Consider the following 22,323-nt stretch of genomic DNA (forward strand, 5'->3'; position numbering starts at 1 on the left):
TCGCGTCTTGGGCGGCGCGGGGGGCGCGCCGCCTTGCGGGCCTGCAGGCTCGCTTAGAGGATGGTCACGTGGACCTTGTCCTCGATCAGCAGCTCGGCCGTGCCGGCCAGGTTGGTGTAGACGCTGTACGTCACACCGCCCACCGTGGCGTTGCTGCCCTGCATCCAGCCGTCGTCGCCGGCCTGGCCGCCGAGCAGGTCGACGTCGCCGTTGGCGCCGTTGACCAGCATCTGCACCTTGCCGTCGGCCGTGACCATGTCACGCGCACCGCCGGCCAGCACGTCCGCCGCGCTCAGCGCCAGCGTGTTGCCGCCTGCGCCGAGGTCGAACTTCTCGAAGCCCTGCACCTTCGCCAGGCCGAGGGCCGACAGGTCGATGTGCATCGACTTGCCATCCATCACCAGGGTGTCGGTGCCCAGGCCGCCATCGATGCGTTCGAAGTCGCCGCTCAGGATGCGAACGGTGTCGTCGCCCACGCCGCCGTGCGCCACGTCGCCCGTGCCGACATTCGAAAGAACGTCGTTGCCGGCGCCCCCTGCCAGTCGGTCTGCGTAGCCGAGTCTCGCGATGATCGTGTCGTCGCTCTCGGTGAACGCCTGCGTCGCGTGGCTGAGCACGTCGGCGCCGTAGCCCGAATGCGCGTCCACCGCCACCGCATCGGCTTCGAGGCCGGTGCTGCTGAAGGTGCTGGCCGCCGTGTTCTGCAACGTGACCGCCACACCCTGCTGCACGAGCAGTTCGGCGCCGAAGCCCGAGTGCGCATACACCTCGTAGACCACGCCCGAGACCGTCACGTTCGCGCCCTTGACCCAGTCGCCCGGGTCGGTGCCGTTGGACAGCAGGTCGCTCAGCGTCACCTTGTCGCCGGCATTGCCCTTGACCATCATCTGCACGCGGCCGTCAGCCACGAACTGGTCCTTGGCGCCGTTCTCCATCACGTCGGCCAGCGACAGCTTGAGCGTGTTGTTGCCCGTGCCGGTGAGGTCGATGACTTCGACCGAACTGATCTTGCTGCCGAGTGCGGTGAGGTCCAGCGTCTGGTTGGCGCCGGTCAGTTTCAGGGTGTCCAGGGCCTTGCCGCCATGAATCCCACCTCCCGTTGCAGTCAGGTCGACCACATTGGCCAAGTTGAACGAAGTGGCATCTTCGCCGCCATAGTAAGTTTTCGAATCGGCCCTGATGTCTTGCACTTTCTCTGGTGGAAGCACCTGACTCACTCCACCAGGCCGAGTGATGACCAGATCATCAATGAGTGTTCCGGCTCCGTCCGCTTCTGGTGTGACATAGGAGAAACTTGAGATTGCTTTCCCAGCGGGCGCCGTAAAGTTCACTGCACCCGAGTAATCCATCGTGCCGTTCCCCGGAAAGTTCGACCTACCTATTTCGACACCTTCGGCATCGAAGAACGCCACGTAGATTGGATTGAGAGAGCTTTCGGCGAAGAACCTGAACTGGATCTGAGAGGCTGGCTGATCCAACAAGAAGTCCGTGCGGTAGTGGACCTCATTGGCACCAACCCAGAGGCCCCCGCCTGACATACCGTGGTAGTAATCCATGTATGAGATCGAAGTTGCGCTAACAACCTTGACGGAACTGTTATCCAAATAGATTCCCGAAGGCGTCGTCGTTACTACCGGCGCCACATTGAAGGCGAGGGTCTCCGAACCAAGCGGAACGGTTGTACGGTAACCCGACACATTCCCCGCCTGATCGACGACACCCACCACAACGCCGTTCGTCATACCCGCAGGCAAAGTCAAAGTCACGCTTTGCGCATCGATGTTCGCTTGCGTCAGTGTGTATTGCAGGTGCTTTCCGTTGGAAACGACATCCAATGCGTCGCCAACTTTCAGAGCCAGATCGGCCAACTTCACCGTGGCCTTGGAAGTTCTCGTATCCACGGTCACGCTCTGCGGCGCATTGGGCGCCACAGTATCCAACGCAATCGCCTGCGACTTGGCGGTGCCCACGTTGCCTGTCTCATCCACCACGCGCGTCTGCACGGTCCAGTTACCGGTATGGCTGCCGTCATCCTGCGCACTCCACTTGGCGCCGTCCACGAAGGCGGCCTTCCAGGTGGTGCCGCCGTCGGTCGACACCTGCAAGCTCTCGCCCTTGGCGAGCACCGCCGACAGGTTGCCCTGCAGCAAACGCCCTGCACCGCCGTCGTTGGTCAGATAGTCGGCACCGCTGAACCCGCTGTCCTTGCCGATGTCGGAAACCGTGGCCGTCTGCGTCGGCGCCGTGGTGTCCACGGTGAAGCCGAACGCCGACGACGACACGCTGGCCGTGCCCGCCTTGTTCACCGCCACCGCACTGATGCTGTGGCCGCCGTCGGCCAGCGGCGCAGTTGGCGTGTAGGTCCAGTTGCCCAAGGCATCGGACTGCACGCGCGTCACTTCCACGCCGTTGTCGTAAACGACGATGGTGCTGTTCGCCTCGGCCTTGCCCGTCACGACGGGCCGGGTGTCGTCGGTGACGTCGCCGCTGTACATCTCGCCCGTCACGCTGCCCACGTCGTCCATCACCATCACGATGACCGGCTTGGGTGGTGGCGTCGTCGACACGGTGAAGTCGAACGCATCCGACGCCGCACCGATGTTGCCCGCCTTGTCGATGGCGGCCACGGTGATGCTGTGCGCGCCGTTGATCAGCCCCGGGGCCGGCGTGTACGTCCAGTTGCCCGAAGCATCAGCCGCCACGCGATCGATCTCCACGCCGTTGTCATAGATGACCACGGTGCTGTTGGCCTCGGCCTTGCCCTCGAAGTCGGGCTGGGTGTCGTCGGTGGGGACGGCGCTGCCGCTGGTCAGGTTGCCGACGATGCCGCCCACGTCGTCGGCCACCGACACGATGGTCGGTTTGGCCGGCGCGGTGGCGTCCACCGTGAAGCCGAACGACGCGGACGGCGCACTGGTGTTGCCCGCCGCATCCGTCGCGGTGACGGTGACGGTGTGCGTGCCGTCGCCCAGCGCCGTGCCCGGCGTGAACGTCCAGTTGCCGCCGGCGTCGGCCACCGCCGAGCCCAGCAGGGTGGCGCCGTCGTACACCTTCACGGTGCTGCCCGCCTCGGCCTTGCCCTTGAACTCGGGCTTGGCGTCGTCGGTAAGGCCGCCTGGGGTCACGTCGGTCGTGAAGGGGCCCACGTCGTCGGCCACCGACACGATGGTCGGCGCGGCCGGCGGCGTCAGGTCGACCGTCACCTGCCACGGGTTCGAGGGCTCGCTGCGGTTGCCCGCCTTGTCCTCGCTCACCACGGTGAAGTTGTAGGTGCCGCTGTTGAGCTGCGTGGTCGTGAAGCTCCAGTTGCCCGAAGCGTCGGCCGCGACCTTGCCCAGCAGGTTGCCGCCGTCGCTGTAGATGGACACGGTGCTGTTCGCCTCGGCCTTGCCCGACAGGGTCGGGGTGAAGTCGTCGGTCGATGCGCCGTGGGCCACCGGCCCGCGGATGTCGCCCACGTCGTCTTCCACCTTCTCGATGGTCGGCTTGGCCGGAGCCTGCGTGTCCACCGTCAGGTCGAAGACCGGGGTCTTGGCGCTCTCGCTGCTGGTCGCCGTGGTCACGGTGGCGCTCAGGTTGTACAGGCCGTCGCGCAGCGGCGTGGCCGGCGTGAAGCTCCAGTTGCCGCCGGCATCGACCTCGGACGATCCCAGCTGGATGCTGCCGTCGTAGATCTTGACGGTGCCGCCGGGGGTGGCCTTGCCCGTGAGCGTCGGGGTGGTGTCGTCGGTGACGCCGCCCTTGGCGATGGCGCCGGTGACGGTGCCCGTGTTGTCCTCGGCGCCGGTGATGGACACCGTGACATCGCGGGTGTCCAGCGTGAAGTCGATGGCCGGGCTCTGGACGCCCAGGTTGCCCGCCACGTCGATGACGGCATGCGCGAAGTCGTGCGCGCCGTCCACCAGCGGCGTGGTCGGCGTGAAGCTCCAGTCGCCCGCGGCATTGGCCTGCACGCGGCCGATTTCGCTGCCGTGGTCGTAGACGACCACGGTGGCGTTCGGCTCGGTCTTGCCCGTGTAGGTCGGGGTGCTGTCGTCGGTCTTGCTGCCGCTGGCGATCGGGCCGGTGATGGTGCCGGCGTCGTCGTTCAGCACGGCCGTGCCCGCCGTCGGCGCGATGGTGTCCACGGTGATGGCGTACACGCCCGTCTGCGGGCTGGTGTTGCCCGCCAGGTTGGTCGCCGTCGCCGTCAGGTTGTTCAGGCCTTCGGCCAGCGCGGCCGGCGGGGTGAAGACCCAGGTGCCGTCGCCCTGCACGAGGGTGGTGCCGAGCAGCACGTCGTTGCTGTACACCTTGATGGTCGCGCCCACTTCACCGGTGCCCGACACGGTCGGGGTGGCGTCGTCGGTCACGGCGTTCTTCTGCAGGTCGCCCACGATGGCGCCCACGTTGTCGTTCACCGACACGATGGTCGGCGGCTGCGGGTTCTCGTCGCCGATCACCTTGAAGCCGAAGCCGTCCGAGGCCGCGCCGGTGTTGCCGGCGGCGTCCACGGCGGTGGCCGTCAGGTTGTGCAGGCCGCTGCCCAGCGGCAGTGGCGGCTCGAAGCTCCAGTTGCCGTTGGCGTCGACGGGCGCACGGCCCAGCTCGATGGCGCCGTCCTTGATGACGACGGTGCTGTTCGGCTCGGCCTTGCCGCTGATGAGCGGCTTGGCGTCGTCGGTGGTCGCGCCCGGGGCCAGGTTGCCCTTGACGGCGCCCTGGTCGTCGTACACGGTGTCGATGGTCGGCTGGCCCGGGGCCACCGTGTCCACGACCACCACGTGCGGCTGCGAAGGCGCACTCAGGTTGCCTGCCTCGTCTTCGTTGACGACGGTGAAGCTGTGCTCGCCGTTGTTCAGCGGCGTGGTCGGCGTGAAGTTCCAGTCGCCCTTGCTGTCGACGTCGGCGGTGCCCAGCAGGCTGCCGTTGTCGTACACGTGCACGGTGCTGCCCGGCTCGCCCTTGCCCGACACCGTCGGCGTGGTGTCGTCGGTCGAGCCGCCGTTGGCGATCGGGCCCTTGATGGCGCCCACGTCGTCGCTGACCGCGTCGATGGCGGGCGTGGAAGGCGCGCTCAGGTCCACGGTCAGGTCGAACGCCTCGGTCTTCGCGCTCTCGCCGGTGGCCTCGGTGGTCACGGTGGCGCTCAGGGTGTGCAGGCCTTCGCCCAGGGCGGCGCCCGGCGTGAAGGTCCAGTTGCCATTGGCATCGGCCGTGGTCTGGCCCAGCAAGGTGGCGCCGTCGTAGATCTTGACGGTGCCGCCGGCGGTGGCCTTGCCCGCGAGGGTCGGGGTGGCGTCGTCGGTGATGCCGCCCTTGGCGATGGCGCCCACGATCTTGCCCACGTTGTCGCTCGCGCCGTCCAGGGTGACGGTGACGCCCACGGTGTTGACCGTGAAGTCGATGGCCGCACTCTTCTCGCCGGCATTGCCGGCCGGGTCGATCACGGCGTTGCTGAAGCTGTGCTCGCCGTCCACCAGCGGGGTGCTCGGCGTGAAGCTCCAGTTGCCTTGTGCGTCGGCCGGCACGCGGCCGATTTCCTTGCCGTCGTCGTAGATGACGACGGTGGCGTTCGGCTCGGTCTTGCCGCTGAACGTGGGAGTGCTGTCGTCGGTGATGTCACCGCTGGCGATCGGGCCCTTGATGTTGCCCACGTCGTCGCTCAACACGGCGCTGGAGGCGCCCGGCGCCACGGTGTCCACGGTGATCGGGTACTTGCCGGTCTCCGGGCTCGGGTTGCCCGCCGCGTTGGTCGCGGTGGCGGTGATGTTGTGCAGGCCGTCGACCAGGCCGAGCGAAGGCGTGAAGCTCCAGTTGCCCGAAGCGTCGGCCACGACGGTGCCCAGCAGCTTGCCGTTGCTGAACAGCGAGACGGTGGCGCCGATTTCGGCAGTGCCTTCGATGGTCGGTGTAGCGTCGTCGGTGACGGCTTCCTTCTGCAGGTTGCCCTTGATGTCGCCCACATCGTCCTTCACGGCCGTGATGGCCGGCACGGCGGGTGCGCCGCCGCCGATCACTTCGAAGCCGAAGCCGTCCGAGGTGCTCCCCACGTTGCCGGCGATGTCAACCGCCGTCACGGTGATGCTGTGCGCGCCGTTGCCCAGCGGCAGCGACGGCTCGAAGCTCCAGTTGCCGTTGGCGTCGACGGGCGCACGGCCCAGCTCGATGGCGCCGTCCTTGATGACGACGGTGCTGTTCGGCTCGGCCTTGCCGCTGATGAGCGGCTTGGCGTCGTCGGTGGTCGCGCCCGGGGCCAGGTTGCCCTGGACGGCGCCCTGGTCGTCGTACACCGTGTCGATGGTCGGCTGGCCCGGGGCCACCGTGTCCACGACCACCACGTGCGGCTGCGAAGGCGCGCTCAGGTTGCCGGCCTTGTCTTCGTTGACGACGGTGAAGCTGTGCTCGCCGTTGTTCAGCGGCGTGGTCGGCGTGAAGTTCCAGTTGCCCTGGCTGTCGACGTCGACGCTGCCCAGCAGGCTGCCGTTGTCATACACGTGCACGGTGCTGCCCGGCTCGCCCTTGCCCGACACCGTCGGAGTGGTGTCGTCGGTCGAGTCGCCGTTGGCGATCGGGCCCTTGATGGCGCCCACGTCGTCGCTGACCGCGTCGATGGCGGGCGTGGAAGGCGCGCTCAGGTCCACGGTCAGGTCGAACGCCTCGGTCTTCGCGCTCTCGCCGGTGGCCTCTGTGGTCACGGTGGCGCTCAGGGTGTGCAGGCCTTGACCCAGGGCGGCGCCCGGCGTGAAGGTCCAGTTGCCGCTGGCATCGGCCGTGGTCTGGCCCAGCAGCGTGGCGCCGTCGTAGATCTTGACGGTGCCGCCTGCGGTGGCCTTGCCCGCGAGGGTCGGGGTGGCATCGTCGGTGATGCCGCCCTTGGCGATGGCGCCCACGATCTTGCCCACGTTGTCGCTCGCGCCGTCCAGGGTGACGGTGACGCCCACGGTGTTGACCGTGAAGTCGATGGCCGCACTCTTCTCGCCGGCATTGCCGGCCGGGTCGATCACGGCGTTGCTGAAGCTGTGCTCGCCGTCCACCAGCGGGGTGCTCGGCGTGAAGCTCCAGTTGCCCTGGGCATCGGCCGGCACGCGGCCGATTTCCTTGCCGTCGTCGTAGACGACGACGGTGGCGTTCGGCTCGGTCTTGCCGCTGAACGTGGGGGTGCTGTCGTCGGTGGTGTCGCCGCTGGCAATCGGGCCCTTGATGTTGCCCACGTCGTCGCTCAACACGGCGCTGGAAGCGCCCGGCGCCACGGTGTCGACGGTGATCGGGTACTTGCCGGTCTCCGGGCTCGGGTTGCCCGCCGCGTTGGTCGCGGTGGCGGTGATGTTGTGCAGGCCGTCGGCCAGGCCGAGCGAAGGCGTGAAGCTCCAGTTGCCCGACGCGTCGGCCACCACGGTGCCCAGCAGCTTGCCGTTGCTGAACAGCGAGACGGTGGCGCCGATTTCGGCAGTGCCTTCGATGGTCGGCGTGGCGTCGTCGGTGACGGCTTCCTTCTGCAGGTTGCCCTTGATGTCACCCACGTCGTCCTTCACGGCCGTGATGGCCGGCACGGCAGGAGCGCCGCCGCCGATCACGGTGAAGCCAAAGCCGTCCGAGGTGCTTCCCACGTTGCCGGCGGCGTCAACCGCCGTCACGGTGATGCTGTGCGCGCCGTTGCCCAGCGGCAGCGACGGCTCGAAGCGCCAGTTGCCGTCGGCATCGACCGGCGCGCGGCCGATCTCGATGCCGCCGTCCTTGACGATCACGACGCTGTTCGGCTCGGACTTGCCGCCGAGCATCGGCTTGGCGTCGTCGGTGGTGTCGCCCTGGGCCAGGTTGCCCTTGACGGTGCCCTGGTCGTCGTACACCGTGTCGATGGTCGGTTGGCCGGGCCACGGCGACGTGTCGACGGTGACGGTGTGCGGCGCCGAAGGCTCGCTGAGGTTGCCGGCCTTGTCTTCGTTGACCACAACGAAGCTGTGCTCGCCGACGGCCAGCGGCGGGGCCGGCGTGAAGCTCCAGTTGCCCTGGCTGTCGACGTCGGCGGTGCCCAGCGGGCTGCCGTTGTCGTACACGTGCACGGTGGTGCCGGGTTCGCCCTTGCCCGACAGCGTCGGGGTGGCGTCGTCGGTGATACCGCCGTTGATGATGGGCCCCTGGATGGCGCCCACGTTGTCGCTGACCGCGTCGATGGCGGGCTTCGAGGGCGCGCTCAGGTCCACGGTCAGGTCGAAGACCTCGGTCTTGGCGCTCTCGCCATTGGCCGGCGTGGTCACGGTGGCGCTCAGGGTGTGCAGGCCTTCGCCCAGGGCGGCGCCCGGCGTGAAGGTCCAGTTGCCGTTGGCGTCGGCCGTGGTCTGGCCCAGCAAGGTGGCGCCGTCGTACACCTTGACGGTGCCGCCGGCAGTGGCCTTGCCCGTCAGCGTCGGGGTGGCGTCGTCGGTGACACCGCCCTTGGCGATGGCACCGGTGATCTTGCCGACGTCGTCGCTCGCGCCATCGATGCGGATGACCACGGGTTCACCCGCGACCGTGAAGTCGGTCACCGGGCCGCGCGCGCCGGCATTGCCGGCGGCGTCGATCACGGCATGGCTGAAGCTGTAGCTGCCGTCGTCCAGCGGGGCCGGCGTGAAGCTCCAGTTGCCTTCGGCGTCGGTCGGCACGCGGCCGATTTCCTTCGCGCCGTCGTAGATGACGACGGTGGCGTTCGGCTCGGTCTTGCCGGCGTAGGTGGGGGTGTCGTCGTCGGTGATGCTGCCGCTGGCGATGGGGCCCTGGATCGCGCCCACGTTGTCGCTGAGCACCGCGCCCGAGGCTGCGGGCGGCGTGAAGTCGGTGGTCAGCACGAACTCGGCCGAAGGCGCGCTCGTGTTGCCGGCCTGGTCGGTGGCGGTGACGGTGAAGCCGTGCTTGCCCTCGTTCAGCGGCGTGGTCGGGGTGTAGGCCCAATTGCCGGCGGCGTCGGCCGTGGCCGTGCCCAGCAGCTTGCCGTTGTCGTACACGGTGACCGTGCTGTTCGCTTCGGCCTTGCCCGACAGCGTGGGCGAGGGGTCGTCCGTCACGCCGCCGTTGACCAGTGCGCCTTGCTTGGCGCCCACGTCGTCGGCGGCGGCCTCGATGCTCGGAACCGTCGGTGCGGCGGTGTCCACGGTGAAGCCGACCACGGGCGTGGGCTTGCTCACGTTGCCGCTCAGGTCGGTGGCCGTGGCGGTGATCTTGTGCTCGCCCTGGCCCAGGTCGGCCGCGGGCGTGAAGCTCCACTTGCCGTCCGCACCGACCAGCGCGGTGCCCAGCAGGGTCTTGCCTTCACCTTCGCCGTCGTACACATGGATGGTGCTGTCGACCTTGCCCGTGCCCTTGATCTCGGGACGCGTGTCGTCGGTGACGCCCTCGGGGGCGATGGCGCCCTTGATCGCGCCCTGGTCGTCGAGCAGCGTGTCGATCGACACCAGCAGGTCCTTGGTGTTCACGGTCACGTTCAGCGGATCGCTCGTGCCGCTGCCGTTGCCCGCCGGGTCGATGACCTCGGTGGTGAAGCTGTGCGCGCCGTCCGGCAGCGGCGTGCCGGGCGTGAAGGTCCAGTTGCCGTTGGGGTCGACCGGCGCGGTGCCGAGCAGCGTGCCGTTGTCGTACACGTTCACGGTGCTGCCGGGCTCGGCCTTGCCGTTGAAGGTGGGCGTGTTGTCGTCGGTGATGTCGCCGCTGACCAGCGCACCGGTCTTGTCGCCTGCGTTGTCGAGCACTTCCAGGTCCGTGACCTTGCCGGGAGGCTGGGTGTCGACGGCGAAGCTCCAGACGCCGGTGGGTTCGCTGGTCTGGCCCACGGTGTTGCTGGCCGTGGCGGTGATGTCGTGCGTGCCGTCGGCCAGCGGGGTTTCAGGCGTGAAGCTCCACTTGCCCGAGGCGTCGACCGCCACCTTGCCGATTTCCACGCCCTTGTCGTACAGCGTCACGGTGCTGCCGCGCTGCGCCGTGCCGATGATGGTCGGGCGGGCGTCGTCGGTGAGCTCGTTCTTTTGCAGCATGCCCTTGCTCGGGCCCACGTCGTCCTGCACGTTCTCGATCACGGGGACCGGCGGCTGGGTCGAGTCGACGGTCACTTCGTACGATGCGCTCGGCGCGGTCTGGTTGCCGGCGGCGTCCATCTCGACGGCGGTGAAGGCGTTGCTGCCGGACATCAGCGGGTGCGCCGGCTCCAGCGACCAGGTGCCGTCTTCGCCCACGGTGGCGCGGCCGAGCTCACGCTCGCCCAGCCCGTCCTTGATCATCACGATGACGGTGTTGCCGGCCGTGCCGGTGCCGTGGATCACGGGGCTGCTGTCGTCGGTGGTCCCGCCCGACGCAATGTTGCCCAGGACGTTGCCCACGTCGTCTTCCACGCCGGTGATGGCCAGCTTGCCGGCGTCCGGCGGGGTGTAGTCGGTGGTCAGCACGAACTCGCCCGAAGGCGCGCCGGTGTTGCCTGCCTTGTCGGTGGCGGTGACGGTGAAGCTGTGCTCGCCTTCGGCCAGCGGCGTGGTGGGGGTGTAGGCCCAGTGGCCGGCGGCGTCGGCCGTGGCCGTGCCCAGCAGCTTGCCGTTGTCGTACACGGTGACGGTGCTGCCGGCTTCGGCCTTGCCCGACAGCGTGGGCGACGGGTCGTCCGTCACGCCGCCATTGGCCAGCGCGCCCTGCCTGGCGCCCACGTCGTCTTCGGCTGCGTCGATGCTCGGCGCACCCGGTGCCACGGTGTCGACGGTGAAGCTGTAGACGTCGGTCGCCGGGCTCGTGTTGCCTGCCAGGTCGGTGGCCGTGGCGGTGATCTTGTGCTCGCCCTGGCCCAGGTCGGCCGTGGGCGTGAAGCGCCACGTGCCGTCGGCCTTGACCACGGTCTCGCCCAGCAGGGTCTCGCCGTCGTAGACCTTGATGGTGCTGCCGGCCTTGCCGGTGCCCAGGATCTCGGGGCGGGTGTCGTCGGTGACGCTGTCCCGTGCAATGTCGCCCTTGATCGCGCCCTGGTCGTCCACCAGCGCGGTGATGACCACCACGCCGGGAATGGCGTCCACGATCACGTTCAGCGGATCGCTCGGGCCGCTGGAATTGCCGGCGGCGTCGGTCACCTCGGTGGTGAACGCATGGTCGCCACTGGGCAGCGGCTTGCTGGGCGTGAAGCTCCAGTTGCCGTCGGGCGCAACCAGCGCTTCGCCGATCTTCTCGCCGTTGTCGTACACGGTCACGGTCGCGCCCGGCTCGGCCTTGCCGCTGAAGGTCGGACGGTCGTCGTCGGTGGTCATGCCTTCGGTGAGCTTGCCCACCGTGCCGCCGACGTCGTCGGTGACGTCGAAGTCGGTGACCTGGCCCGGCGCCGTGGCGTCCACCACGAAGTGCCACACGCCGGTGGGCTTGCTGGTCTGGCCCACGGTGCTGGTGGCCGTGGCGGTGATGTCATGCCGGCCGTCGGCCAGCGCGGTCTCGGGCGTGAAGCTCCACTTGCCCGTGGCGTCGGCCACGACCTGGCCCAGCAGCGCCGTGCCGTCGTACACCTTCACGGTGGCGCCGGCCTGCGCGGTACCGATGATGGTCGGCCGGGCGTCGTCGGTGAGCTCACCCTTTTGCAGCATGCCCGTGCTCGGGCCCACGTCGTCCTGCACGTTCTGGATCACGGGCGCCGGCGGCGTCGCCAGGTCGACCGTCACGTCGTAGGGTGCGCTCGGCGCGGTCTTGTTGCCGGCCGGGTCCATTTCGACGGCGGTGAATTCGTTGGGGCCCGACAGCAGCGCCTTGTCGACCTGCAGCGACCAGTTGCCTTCTGCGTCGACGGTGGCGCGACCGATTTCGCGCTCGCCCGTGATGTCCTTGACGCTCACGATGACGGTGTCACCGGCCGTGCCGGTGCCGCTGATCACGGGGTGGCTGTCGTCGGTGATTCCGCCCGAGGCGATGTGGCCCGTGATGGCGCCCACGTCGTCGGCCACGCCGGTGATGGCCAGCTTGCTGACGTCGGGCGGCGTGATGTCGACCACGAAGTCGAACGGGTCGGAGGGCTTGCTCTCGTTGCCGGCCGGGTCGCGCTCGACGATGACGATGGAGTGATCGCCTTCTTCCAGCGCTTCAGGCGGAACGAAGCTCCAGTTGCCGTCTTCGTCCACTTCGACGGTGCCGATTTCGGTGCCGTTGTCTTCGATGACGATGGTGCCGCCGGGCTCGCCCTTGCCGTGCAGTTCAGGCTGGCGGTCGTCGGTGACGCCGCCCGGGGGAATGTCGCCGGTGATCTCGCCGACGTTGTCGATGGCGCCGCCCACTTCAGGCTGGGTCGGCGCGCTCAGGTCCACATCGAACTCGAACGGCTTCGACGGCAGGCTCTCGTTGCCCGCCGTGTCGCTCTCGGTGATGGTGATGGAGTGGCCGCCTTCGATCAGGTCGGACGGCGGCGTGAAGGTCCATGTGCCGTCGTCGCCCACCTGGACGCTGCCCAGCAGCGTCTCGTCGTCGTACACGTTGATGGTGTTGCCGGGGGTGCCTTCACCCTTGAACTCGGGACGCTGGTCGTCCGTGGCGCCGCCCGGAGGCACGCTGCCGGTGACGGTGCCGACGTCGTCGATGACGTCGCCGATGCCCTGGCCGTTCCAGCCCGGTGCGGGCGGGGCCTTGGTGTCGACTTCGAACACGAGCGGGTCGGAGGGCTGGCTTTCGCGGCCGCCGGCGTCGCTTTCGGTGATGGTGATCGAATGCTTGCCTTCATCCAGGTCCTTGGAAGGCGTGAGCTCCCAGTTGCCGTTCGGGTCCACGACGACCTTGCCGATTTCGGTGCCGTCGTCGTAGATCGTGATGGTGTTGCCGGGCGTCGCGCCAGTGCCCGAGAAATCGGGGCGCGTGTCGTCGGTCTTGCCGTTGTGCGGGATCGGGCCCGTCACCTTGCCGACGTCGTCGTACGCGCTCAGGCTGTCGAAGCCGGGCTTGCCGGGAGGCTGCGGCTCGGGGGCCACGGGTCCGACGAATCCGGGATCGCCGTCGCTGCCGCTGCTGGCGGCGATCAGGCCCATGCCCAGCGCGGCCAGGCCGCCGGTGATCAGCAGCGGGAACATGCCGCCGAGGAAGTCGTTGCCGGCGCCGGCTTCGGCACCCGCCAGGTACGGCACACCGGAGCCGAGCGAATCACCGCCCAGCGCCACGGCCGTCGACTGGCCTTCGGTCAGCGAGAAGACCTCGCTCGTGGCGTCGGTGCCGGTGTACGCATACAGCTGGCCGTCCTCGGCCACGCCGTACAGGCCCACGGGCTCGGACTGCGCGTAGTAGCCCTCGAGCACCAGGCTCGGGCTGGTCTCGCCTTCGAGCGTGATGTGCAGGTCCGCACCCACGCGGGTGAGGGTCACGTTCTCGGGCGCAAAGCCGTCTTCGTCCTTGAGCAGGTACTTGGCACCCTTCTGGACCTTGATCTTCAGCGGCGCCTTGCCGGTCGCTGCGGCGTCCACCGTGTGATCGATGTTCCTGCCGTTGCTGTTGACTACGACCTTCGTCTTCTTCTTCGTTGCCATGGGTTTCCTGTGCTCGCTGGGTAAAAAAATGGGACCGGATCGACGCGCGCGCACGCAGCGCCAGATCACACGGTTCGGGGGATAGAGCACTCTAGGAAGAACACCCGGGCGGGACCATCGGACGAGTCTGAAACCCAGAGCCGCACCACTAGGCCAAGGGCGAAACTGTGAACAAAGCCCCTTGCGGCGGGCACAAAAGTAGAAAGCCCCGGCGAGTCGGGGACTCGCCAGGGCTTAGAAAAGAAAACTGCGCCGCAGCGCGCGGCTCACTCGGGCTCGATGCCCGCCGCACGGATCACGCGGCCCCACTTCTGCGATTCGGCAGCCTGGAACTGCGCCAGCGCCTCGGGCGTGCCGGTGGCAGCTTCGCCGCTGGAGATGGCCTGGTAGGCAACGATGGCGGGCGAGGCCGACACCTTGTTCAGCATTTCGTTGAGCTTGCGCGTGACGGCCGCGGGCGCGCCCGGCGGCAGGTAGACCGCCGTCCAGTACGACATGTCGTAGCCCTTCACGCCCGCTTCGGCCACGGTCGGCAGCGCGGGCACGGCGGCCAGGCGCTTGTCGCCGCTCACGGCCAGCGCGCGCAGCTTGCCGCTCTTGACGTGCGGCAAGGCGGTGGGCGCGTCGGCGAACATGAAGTCGACCTGCCCGCCCAGCAGGTCGGTGATGGCCATCGGGTTGCTCTTGTAGGGCACGTTCACCATGTCGATGCCCGCCATCTGCTTGAGCAGTTCGCTCGCCACTCGGCTGGACGAACTGCCGCTGCCGAAGTTGAGCTTGCCCGGCGACTTCTTCGCCGCCGCCACGAGGTCGGCCACCGACTTGATCGGCGAATCGGCGCCCACCAGCAGCAGCATGTGGCCCTTGGACAGCAGGCCGACCGGCGTGAAGTCTTTCACCGGGTCGTAGGGCAGCTTCTTGTACAGGTGCTCGTTGGCAGCGTGCGTGGTGTTGGTGGTCATGAGCAGCGTGTAGCCGTCGGGCGCGGCCTTGGCGACGTACTGCGCGGCCAGGAAGCCGCTGGCGCCGGCGCGGTTCTCCACGATCACCGGCACCTTGTATTCGACGGTCAGCGCCTGCGCGAAGCTGCGCGCCTGCTGGTCGGTGCCGCTGCCGGCCGCGAAGGGCACGACGACGGTGAGCGGCTTGGCGGGATAGTCCTGCGCATGGGCAGGCGCTGACGCTGCTGCAGCCGCGAAGGCCAGGACCGCGCCGAGGCGGAAGATGGAAGTGCGCATGAAGTTGTCTCCGGTGGTCTGTCGTTTTTAGAAAGGGAAATCGGTGCGGTCGCTCAAGCCCCGTCGCGCTGCGGCACCGGCGGCGCACCGAGCGCCGCGTTGTGCTCGCCCAGCCGGGGCGCGACCGCGCGGTGCGCGGGGCGCACGCCGTCGATGGACATCGGCAGCGCGGTCAGGCGAAAGTCTTCGCCCGGCACCGGTTGCAGCATGCCGAGCGCCTCGACCTGCGGATGCGCGACGGCCTCGGGCACGGTGTGCACCGGCGCGCAGGGCACGCCCGCCGCGGTGAAGCGCGCCATCCAGTCGGCGCGCGGGTGCGCGCGCAGCAGCGGGCCGATCTGTTCGAACAGCGCCGCCTTGTGCTGCAGCCGCTGGCGGTTGCTCGCAAAGCGCGCGTCGGTGGTCCAGTCGTCGCGACCGAGTTCGTGCGCGAACTTGGCGAAGAGCCGGTCGTTGCCGCAGCAGATCAAGAGCGGCGCATCGGCGGTATCGAAAGACTCGTAGGGCACGAAACCCGGGTGGCCCGAGCGGTGGCGGTCGGGCAGCCGGCCTTCGTTGACGTAGGCATCGGCTTTCTGCCCGGTCCAGACCAGTGCGGTCTCGAGCAGCGAGGTGCTCACCACGCCGCCCCGGCCCGTGAGGTGGCGACGCTGCAGCAGCGCCAATGCACCGATCACGGCCCACATGCCGGTGCCCTGGTCGCAGACCGAGGCACCGGTGCGCATCGGCGGATCGTCGGGCCCGCCGTTGATGCTCGACAGCCCGCTGAAGGCCTGGATCAGCGGCTCGTAGCCCGGCTGCATGCGCAGCGGACCGGTGTGGCCGAAGGCAGAGATCTCGCAGTAGATGAGCCGCGGATGGCGCGCGCAGAGCGAGGGGCCGTCGACGCCCATCGACTGCGTGACGCCCGGTCGCAGGTTGTGGATGAGGATGTCCGCATCGGCCGCGAGCACCTCGAAGGCCGCCATGCCTTCGTCGCTCTTCAGGTCGATGGCGACCGAGCGCTTGCCGCGGTTGAACACGTGGAAGTTGAGCGCGTCGCCGTGCCGGAATGCCGGGCCCATGTGGCGCGCGTCGTCGCCGCCTTCGATGCGTTCGAGCTTCACCACGTCGGCGCCGAGGTCGGCCAGGATCGCGCCCGCGAAGGGCCCCGCCAGCACCTGCCCGAGTTCAAGCACCCGGATGCCTTCCAGAATTTTGCTGTCCATGTCACGGGGGCTCGGGGGCCCCTTGTCTCCATTGTCTTGAGTCCTTCAGTCTGGGTGTCGCGCATTGATCTGTGAAGAACAATATTCCTATATCTGTGATAACTTGAGTGGATCAATCCACCGCCACCCGAGGAGCCGCGCCCGTGCGAGTCGATATCACGCTGCAGCAGCTCGAGGCCTTCGTCGAAGTCGCGAAGACGACCAACTTCCGCGCCGCCGCGCAGGCCCTGCATGTGTCGCAGCCGGCGCTGAGCCGCACGGTGCGCATCGTCGAAGACCTGGTGGGTGCGCGCCTGTTCGACCGCGACACGCGCCATGTGGAGCTCACGCCGGCCGGGCGCGAGCTGCTGCCGATTGCGCTGCGCATCCTGGAAAACTTCAACAGCTCGTTCAGCGAGCTGTCGCAGTTCCTCGAAGGCCGCAGCGGGCACCTGACCATTGCGGCGCTGCCCTCCACCGGCGTGGCGCTGCTGCCCGGTGCCATCGCCGAATTTCGCGAGCAGCACCCGCAGGTGCAGTTCTCGCTGATCGAAGGGCCGGCCGACGCGGTGCGCGCCGCGGTCGACGAAGGCCGCGCCGACTTCGGCCTCAGCGTGCGTCCCGGCCCGCACGAGCCTTTGCTCTACCGGCACCTGCGCGACGACCCCTTCGTGCTGCTGTGCCGGCGCGACGACCCGCTGGCCGCGCGCGCCTCGGTATCGTGGTCGGTGTTCGCGACGCGGCCCTTCATTGCGAGCAGCTTCCAGAGCAGCATCCGGCCGATCACCGACGCCGCCTTTCTGCAGCGCGGCCTGCAGGTGCAGCCCGCGCTCGAATACCCGAGCGTGGCCGTGGCCGGTGCGCTCGTCGCGGCCGGGCTGGGGCTCACCGCCCTGCCCCGGCTCGCGCTGCAGCTGTCGCAGAACGACGAACTCACCACCGTGCCGCTGCAGCGTCCGGTGATGTCGCGGCCCATCGGGCTGGTCACGCGCGCGGGGCGTTCGCCCTCGCCGGTGGGTCGCGCGTTCATGGACCTGCTGCACCGCCGGGAATCGTCCCCACGCTGACTTGGGCGCGCCGGCTGCGGCATCATCGACGCCATGCACAGCACGCCCCCGTATCCCCTGGTCATCGTCAAGGTCGGTGACACCCCTGACGCGCTGCGCGAAGGCCGCGGCGACTTCGAACACTGGATCGCCGACGGCCTCGGCACGCAGACCCTGCCCCTCGTCGTGGTCGACCCGCGCCGCGGCGACACGCTGCCCGCGCCCGGCCAGGTGGCCGGCGTGGTCGTCACCGGCTCGCACGCGATGGTGTCGCACCGCGAGCCCTGGAGCGAAACCACGGCCGCCTGGCTCGCCGAGCTGGTCGCACGCGACACGCCCGTGCTAGGCATTTGCTACGGCCACCAGCTGCTGGCACACGCGCTCGGCGGTGAGGCCGGCCATCACCCGCAAGGCCCGGAGGTCGGCACGGTCACCGTGACGCTCGACGCGGCCGCCGGCGACGACGCCCTGCTGGGTGACCTGCCCGCGCAGTTCCCGGCGCAGGCAATCCACTGGCAGAGCGCGCTGCGCCTGCCCGAAGGCGCGGTGCGGCTGGCCCACAGCGCGCATGAGCCGGTTCATGCCTTCCGCGTGGGCACGCAGGCCTGGGGCCTGCAGTTCCACCCCGAGTTCGACGCGCAGACCATGGGCGGCTACATCGAACTGCTGGCCCGCGACCTCGCCTCGGACGGCCTCGATGCCGCGGTGCTGCGCGAGGGCGTGCGCCCCACGGGCGCGGCGGCAGGCCTGCTCGGGCGCTTCGCGCGGATCGTCGAGGCGAAGGCACAGGCGCAGCAACAGAGCGCCTGACACCGCCGACGGGGCGTCGGACCGCGACTACAAAAAGCGGGCCGCGCTTGGGTTAAGGTGCGATTCCTTCCGCAGCTTTCCCCACCCCATGACCACGCCTTCGCCTACGCCGGCCCGCAAGCATTTCTCGATGATCCGCGGCTTTCATCTGGCCGATGTGTTCACGCTCGGCAACGCGGCCTGCGGCGTCGGGGCGGTGTTCTTCGCGATGGCCTTCATGCGCAGCCAGTCGCTCGCCCACTTCTACTGGGCCGCGGCGCTCGCCCCCGCGGCCTTCATCTTCGACGTGCTCGACGGCCGCATCGCCCGCTGGCGCCAGACGCAGTCGGCACTCGGGCGCGAGCTCGATTCGCTGGCCGACGTGATCTCCTTCGGCGTGCTCCCCGCCGCGCTCGGCTTCGCGGCCGGACTGGACGGCGGCTGGGACTGCGCAGTGCTCATCTACTTCGTCGGCTGCGGCGTGAGCCGGCTCGCACGCTACAACGTGACGGCCGAGGCGCTCTCGGCCGGCGCCGACAAGGTGAAGTACTTCGAAGGCACGCCGATCCCGACCAGCGTGGTGCTCGTGGGCGTGCTGGCCTACGCGGCCTCCAAGGGCGCCCTCGGCGCCAACCTGTGGGGCGGCGCCTGGACGCTCGGCCCGTGGCAGCTGCATCCGCTGGTGCTGCTGTTCGCGCTCTCGGGCACGCTGATGATCAGCAAGACGCTCCGCATTCCGAAGTTCTGACGAGCCCCATCCTCAACGCACCAAGGAGACCTCGCATGACCATGAAGCTGTATTTCGACCCGCACAGCCGTGCGCAGGTCGCCAAGTGGATGCTCGACGAGGCCGGGGTCGACTACGAGATCGTGCCCACCCTCATCAAGGAGCGCGCCCACAAGCGCCGCGAATTCCTGAAGATCAACCCCGCGGGCAAGCTGCCCGCGCTGGTCGACGGCCGCACGCGCATCTTCGAAAACGCGGCCATCTGCATGTACATCGCCGAGAAGTACCCCGGCCAGCGCCTGGCACCGGCCGTGGGCACGCCCGAGCGCGGGCGCTACCTGTCGCTCATGGTCTATTCGACCGCGCAGCTCGAGCCCGCCATGGGCGACAGCCTGCTGAAGATCAAGAGCAACAACAGCGCGCGCGGCTGGACCGATTTCGAGCACGCCAAGGACGCCGTCGAACGCGAACTCGGCGACGGCCCTTACCTGTTCGGCGCGCAGTTCACCGCGGCCGACGTGATGATCGGCGCGATGCTCATCTGGCACCGCGCCTTCGGCGGCCGCACCAACCGCCCGAAGCTCGACGCGTACATCCATCGGCTGCAGGCGCGGCCTAAGGGCATGAAGTTCGGTTGAAGGAAAACAGCCTGTCGTCGTTCCCCGGCAGAATCACTGCCATGTCCCAGGCCACCTCTTCCCCCTTCCCCGTCCATGCCGCCCATGCCGCCACTGGCATCGACCTGCTGAACCGCCTGGCCGCCGAGCAGTTGCTCGCCCCGACCTGCGACCACTTCTACTTTTTGCGCCACGGCCAGACCGGGCGCAACGCGCTGCGCGTGTTCCAGGCGCCCGACGAGCCGCTGAGCGCGCTCGGCGAGCAGCAAGCAGTGCTGGCGGCCGAGCTGCTGGCCGGCGAGCCGATCGGCGCCATCGTCTGCAGCGACGCGCGCCGCGCCTTCGACACCGCCCACACCGTGGCACGCGCCCTGCGCCTCGTACCCTCCGCGCACGAGAACCTGCGCGAGCGCAACTTCGGCGCGCTCATCGGCACCTCGTCGGCGAACATCGACTGGGCCTGCGAGCCCGAGGGCGGCGAGACGCTGGCGCAGTTCGTCGACCGCAAGCGCGAAGCGCTCGCCGCCGCGCTCGCCGCACAGCCCGCGCCGGTGCTGGTGGTGGCGCACGGCGGCACGCTCTATGCGCTGGCCGCGCTGCTGGGCGTTGCGGTCGATGCGAGCATCTTCGGCAACGCCCAGCCGTTGCGTTTTTCACGTGCCGGCCCCACATGGGCCGTGACGCCGCTGCAACAGCGGCACGCCGACGGCGGCGGGGCAGCGCTGGCCTGAGCCAAGCCCCAGTTGCTCTGTACGCCGTCCTGAAAGGAATCACCACCCCCCATGGAATTCAAGGACTACTACAGCGCACTGGGCGTCGAACGCACCGCGTCCGACGACGAGGTGCGCAAGGCCTACCGCAAGCTCGCCCGCAAGTACCACCCCGACGTCAGCAAGGAGCCCGACGCCGAGCAGCGCATGCGCGACATCAACGAGGCCAAGGACGTGCTCGGCGACAAGGAGAAGCGCGCCGCCTACGACGCGCTGGCCGACCGTGTCGCGCGCGGTGGCCGGCCCGATGGCAGCTTCGAGCCGCCGCCCGACTGGGACACCGGCTACGAATTTCACCGCGGCCCGCGCCAAGGGCCGGCCGACCACGCCGACTTCAGCGAGTTCTTCTCGTCGATGTTCGGCGACGCCGAGCGGCGCGGGGCCGCGCGGCAGAACTACCGCGCACGCGGCGAAGACCACCATGCGGCCATCGAGATCACGCTCGAAGATGCGCTGAACGGCGCCGAGCGCGAGCTCACGCTGCGCGCCCAGACGCTCGACGCGCAGGGCCGACCGCAGTGGCAGAACCGCACGCTCGCCGTGAAGATCCCGCCCGGCGTGCACCCCGGCCAGTTCATTCGCCTCGCGGAGCAAGGCATGCCCGGCCACGGCGGCGAGCCGGCCGGCGACCTCTACCTCGAGGTGCGCATCGCGCCGCACACGCTGTACCGCGTGGAAGAGCGCGACCTGTACATGACGCTGCCCATCACCCCCGCCGAAGCCGCGCTGGGCGCGCAGGTGCAGGTGCCGACGCCCACCGGCGGCGTGGTCGAGGTCACCGTGCCGCCCAACGCACGCGGCGGCATGAAGCTGCGCCTCAAGGGCCGCGGCTTCGCAGGCAAGACGCCCGGCGACCTGTACCTGCTGCTCGAGATCGCGCTGCCGCCCGCCGACAGCGAGGCCGCACGCAACGCTTACGCGCAACTCGCGCAGGCGACCTCCTCGTTCAACCCCCGCCAGCACCTGGGAGTCTGAGCATGGCGAACTTTTCTTCCGTCACCACCACGACGGCCATCGGCGTCTCGCACCCGCTGGCCGCGAACGAACTGGCGCGCGCCTGCGGCGCCGACACCGCCTGGGTCGTGCAACTGGTCGAAGTGGGCATCGTGCAGGTCACCACGACCGACGCACCGCCCGAGCGCTGGGAGTTTTCGAGCAACGACCTGCAATGCGCGCTCGAAGCGCGTCGGCTCGAACGCGACTTCGGCGTGAACCTCGACGCCGCTGCGCTGATCCTCGACCTGCAGCACGAGGTGCGGCGGCTCAAGGCGGTGCTGCGCGCGAACGGCGTAGGCTGACGCGCCGCGCGCGTGGCGCTTGAACTGCGCCCCGGTCGCCCGTACCATCGGCCGGCGCACGAGGGCGCGTGCAGCCAATGCGGCAGCAACACAGGCAAGGGCAGGCGATCCGATTTTGAGTCCCGGAAGGCCCAGAGCGGTGACTTCACGGACGACTCGGAGGGCTCCCGAAATATGACCACCAAAGAACTACTTGGCCTGGCGATGCTCGCGCTCGTCATGTCTCAGACAGCCCGGGCCGCCGATCCTTGCTCTTCGAGCACCGGGCAACCCGGCATCATCCTGTTCCCGATCGTCGGGCCGGTGACGGTCGATCCATCGGTGGCAGTCGGCACGACGCTGGTGCGACCGGCCACCCCGCTCAGTGCGACACCGCCGGTGACCATTACCTGCGCTGCACAGGGCACCACGAAAGTGAGCCTCCAATGGGCCGGCTCCGGCCCCTACCTTGGCAACAACATCTACGCCACGAGCGTCCCCGGCGTGGGCGTGAGACTGTTCTGGGACGGAGGCACGACGGTGCCTTTTGCCACGACGGGCCCAGCCTCCTTCGAGTCGGCATCGTCGTGGACGGGCACCATCTCGATGGCCGTGGTGAAGACCGGCTCCATCACGCGCGGCGGTTCGATTACAGGCGAAGTGGCGAAGCTGACCTACCCGACGCTGGGAGGCTTCCAGATCGGTTCGATTCGCATCAACGGAAGCATCGAGATCAACCCCGGTCGCCCTACCTGCGCGGTGACGACGCAGTCGGTATCGGTGCGGCTGGGCAACGTCTCGAAGGACAAGTTCAAGGGCGTGGGATCGACGTCGCAAGGCGAACCTTTCAACATCGGCTTGAACTGCGCGGGCGGCATCACGGGGATCACCACCGCCATCTCCGTCACGCTGACCGATCCGACGAATCCTGACAACCGCTCCAACACGCTGTCGCTGAGCCCTGCCTCGACGGCATCGGGGGTCGGCATCCAGATCCTGAAAGGCGCAACGGTGCTGTCGTACGGCCCGGACTCGAACACACCGGGCACGCAGAACCAGTGGAGCGCCGGCTCGAGCGGCAACGGGCTGTTCGATGTGCCGCTGATCGGCCGCTATGTGCAGACCTCACCGACGATCAAGCCCGGGAGCGCCAGCGGACGCGCCACGTTCACGCTGAGCTACCAGTAGCCGCGCAGC

At 68.8% G+C, this 22,323-nt stretch carries 11 protein-coding genes; 8 read left to right on the top strand and 3 right to left on the bottom strand.

The genetic code is table 11. From position 1 onward, the window contains the following. Positions 1-53: 53 nt before the first annotated feature. The 3 genes from GFK26_RS27725 to GFK26_RS27735 all read right to left on the bottom strand — a co-directional run bounded on the left by GFK26_RS27725 (position 54) and on the right by GFK26_RS27735 (position 15,921). The gene (locus GFK26_RS27725) at positions 54-13,475 is read right to left on the bottom strand and encodes an Ig-like domain-containing protein (protein WP_153284786.1); all 13,422 of its coding nucleotides are present in this window, start codon (positions 13,473-13,475) and stop codon (positions 54-56) included. Positions 13,476-13,741: 266 nt separating this feature from the next. Then, the gene (locus GFK26_RS27730) at positions 13,742-14,713 is read right to left on the bottom strand and encodes a Bug family tripartite tricarboxylate transporter substrate binding protein (RefSeq protein WP_153284787.1); all 972 of its coding nucleotides are present in this window, start codon (positions 14,711-14,713) and stop codon (positions 13,742-13,744) included. A gap of 53 nt (positions 14,714-14,766) precedes the next feature. Then, positions 14,767-15,921, bottom strand: coding sequence for a CaiB/BaiF CoA transferase family protein (locus tag GFK26_RS27735; RefSeq protein ID WP_153284788.1), 1,155 nt, complete (start codon positions 15,919-15,921; stop codon positions 14,767-14,769). 143 nt (positions 15,922-16,064) lie between these two features. Between GFK26_RS27735 and GFK26_RS27740 the strand changes: the two genes are divergently transcribed. From GFK26_RS27740 to GFK26_RS27775, 8 genes are all read left to right on the top strand, one after another. Continuing rightward, the gene (locus tag GFK26_RS27740) at positions 16,065-16,967 is read left to right on the top strand and encodes a LysR family transcriptional regulator (protein ID WP_194273969.1); all 903 of its coding nucleotides are present in this window, start codon (positions 16,065-16,067) and stop codon (positions 16,965-16,967) included. Positions 16,968-17,000: 33 nt separating this feature from the next. Beyond that, positions 17,001-17,756: a glutamine amidotransferase gene (locus GFK26_RS27745; RefSeq protein ID WP_153284790.1), complete on the top strand. Its 756-nt coding sequence runs from the start codon at positions 17,001-17,003 to the stop codon at positions 17,754-17,756. A gap of 88 nt (positions 17,757-17,844) precedes the next feature. Beyond that, positions 17,845-18,483, top strand: a complete 639-nt coding sequence (locus GFK26_RS27750; protein WP_101493638.1) for a CDP-alcohol phosphatidyltransferase family protein — start codon at positions 17,845-17,847, stop codon at positions 18,481-18,483. A gap of 35 nt (positions 18,484-18,518) precedes the next feature. Then, positions 18,519-19,100 carry a glutathione S-transferase family protein gene (locus GFK26_RS27755; protein WP_153284791.1) on the top strand — a complete coding sequence of 194 codons (582 nt, stop codon included), beginning with the start codon at positions 18,519-18,521 and terminating at the stop codon, positions 19,098-19,100. Between the two features lie 41 nt (positions 19,101-19,141). Next, entirely contained in the window at positions 19,142-19,810 is a 669-nt protein-coding gene (locus GFK26_RS27760) for a histidine phosphatase family protein (RefSeq protein WP_153284792.1), read from the top strand. A 51-nt stretch (positions 19,811-19,861) separates the two neighbouring features. Continuing rightward, positions 19,862-20,824, top strand: coding sequence for a DnaJ C-terminal domain-containing protein (locus GFK26_RS27765; protein WP_153284793.1), 963 nt, complete (start codon positions 19,862-19,864; stop codon positions 20,822-20,824). Between the two features lie 2 nt (positions 20,825-20,826). Next, positions 20,827-21,147, top strand: a complete 321-nt coding sequence (locus tag GFK26_RS27770; protein ID WP_153284794.1) for a chaperone modulator CbpM — start codon at positions 20,827-20,829, stop codon at positions 21,145-21,147. Positions 21,148-21,321: 174 nt separating this feature from the next. Further along, a complete protein-coding gene (locus GFK26_RS27775; RefSeq protein ID WP_153284795.1) occupies positions 21,322-22,314 on the top strand; it encodes a fimbrial protein in 993 nt (330 codons plus the stop codon). Positions 22,315-22,323 lie beyond the last annotated feature (9 nt).

The organism is Variovorax paradoxus (assembly GCF_009498455.1).
In the GTDB taxonomy this organism is placed as follows: Bacteria; Pseudomonadota; Gammaproteobacteria; order Burkholderiales; family Burkholderiaceae_C; genus Variovorax; species Variovorax paradoxus_H.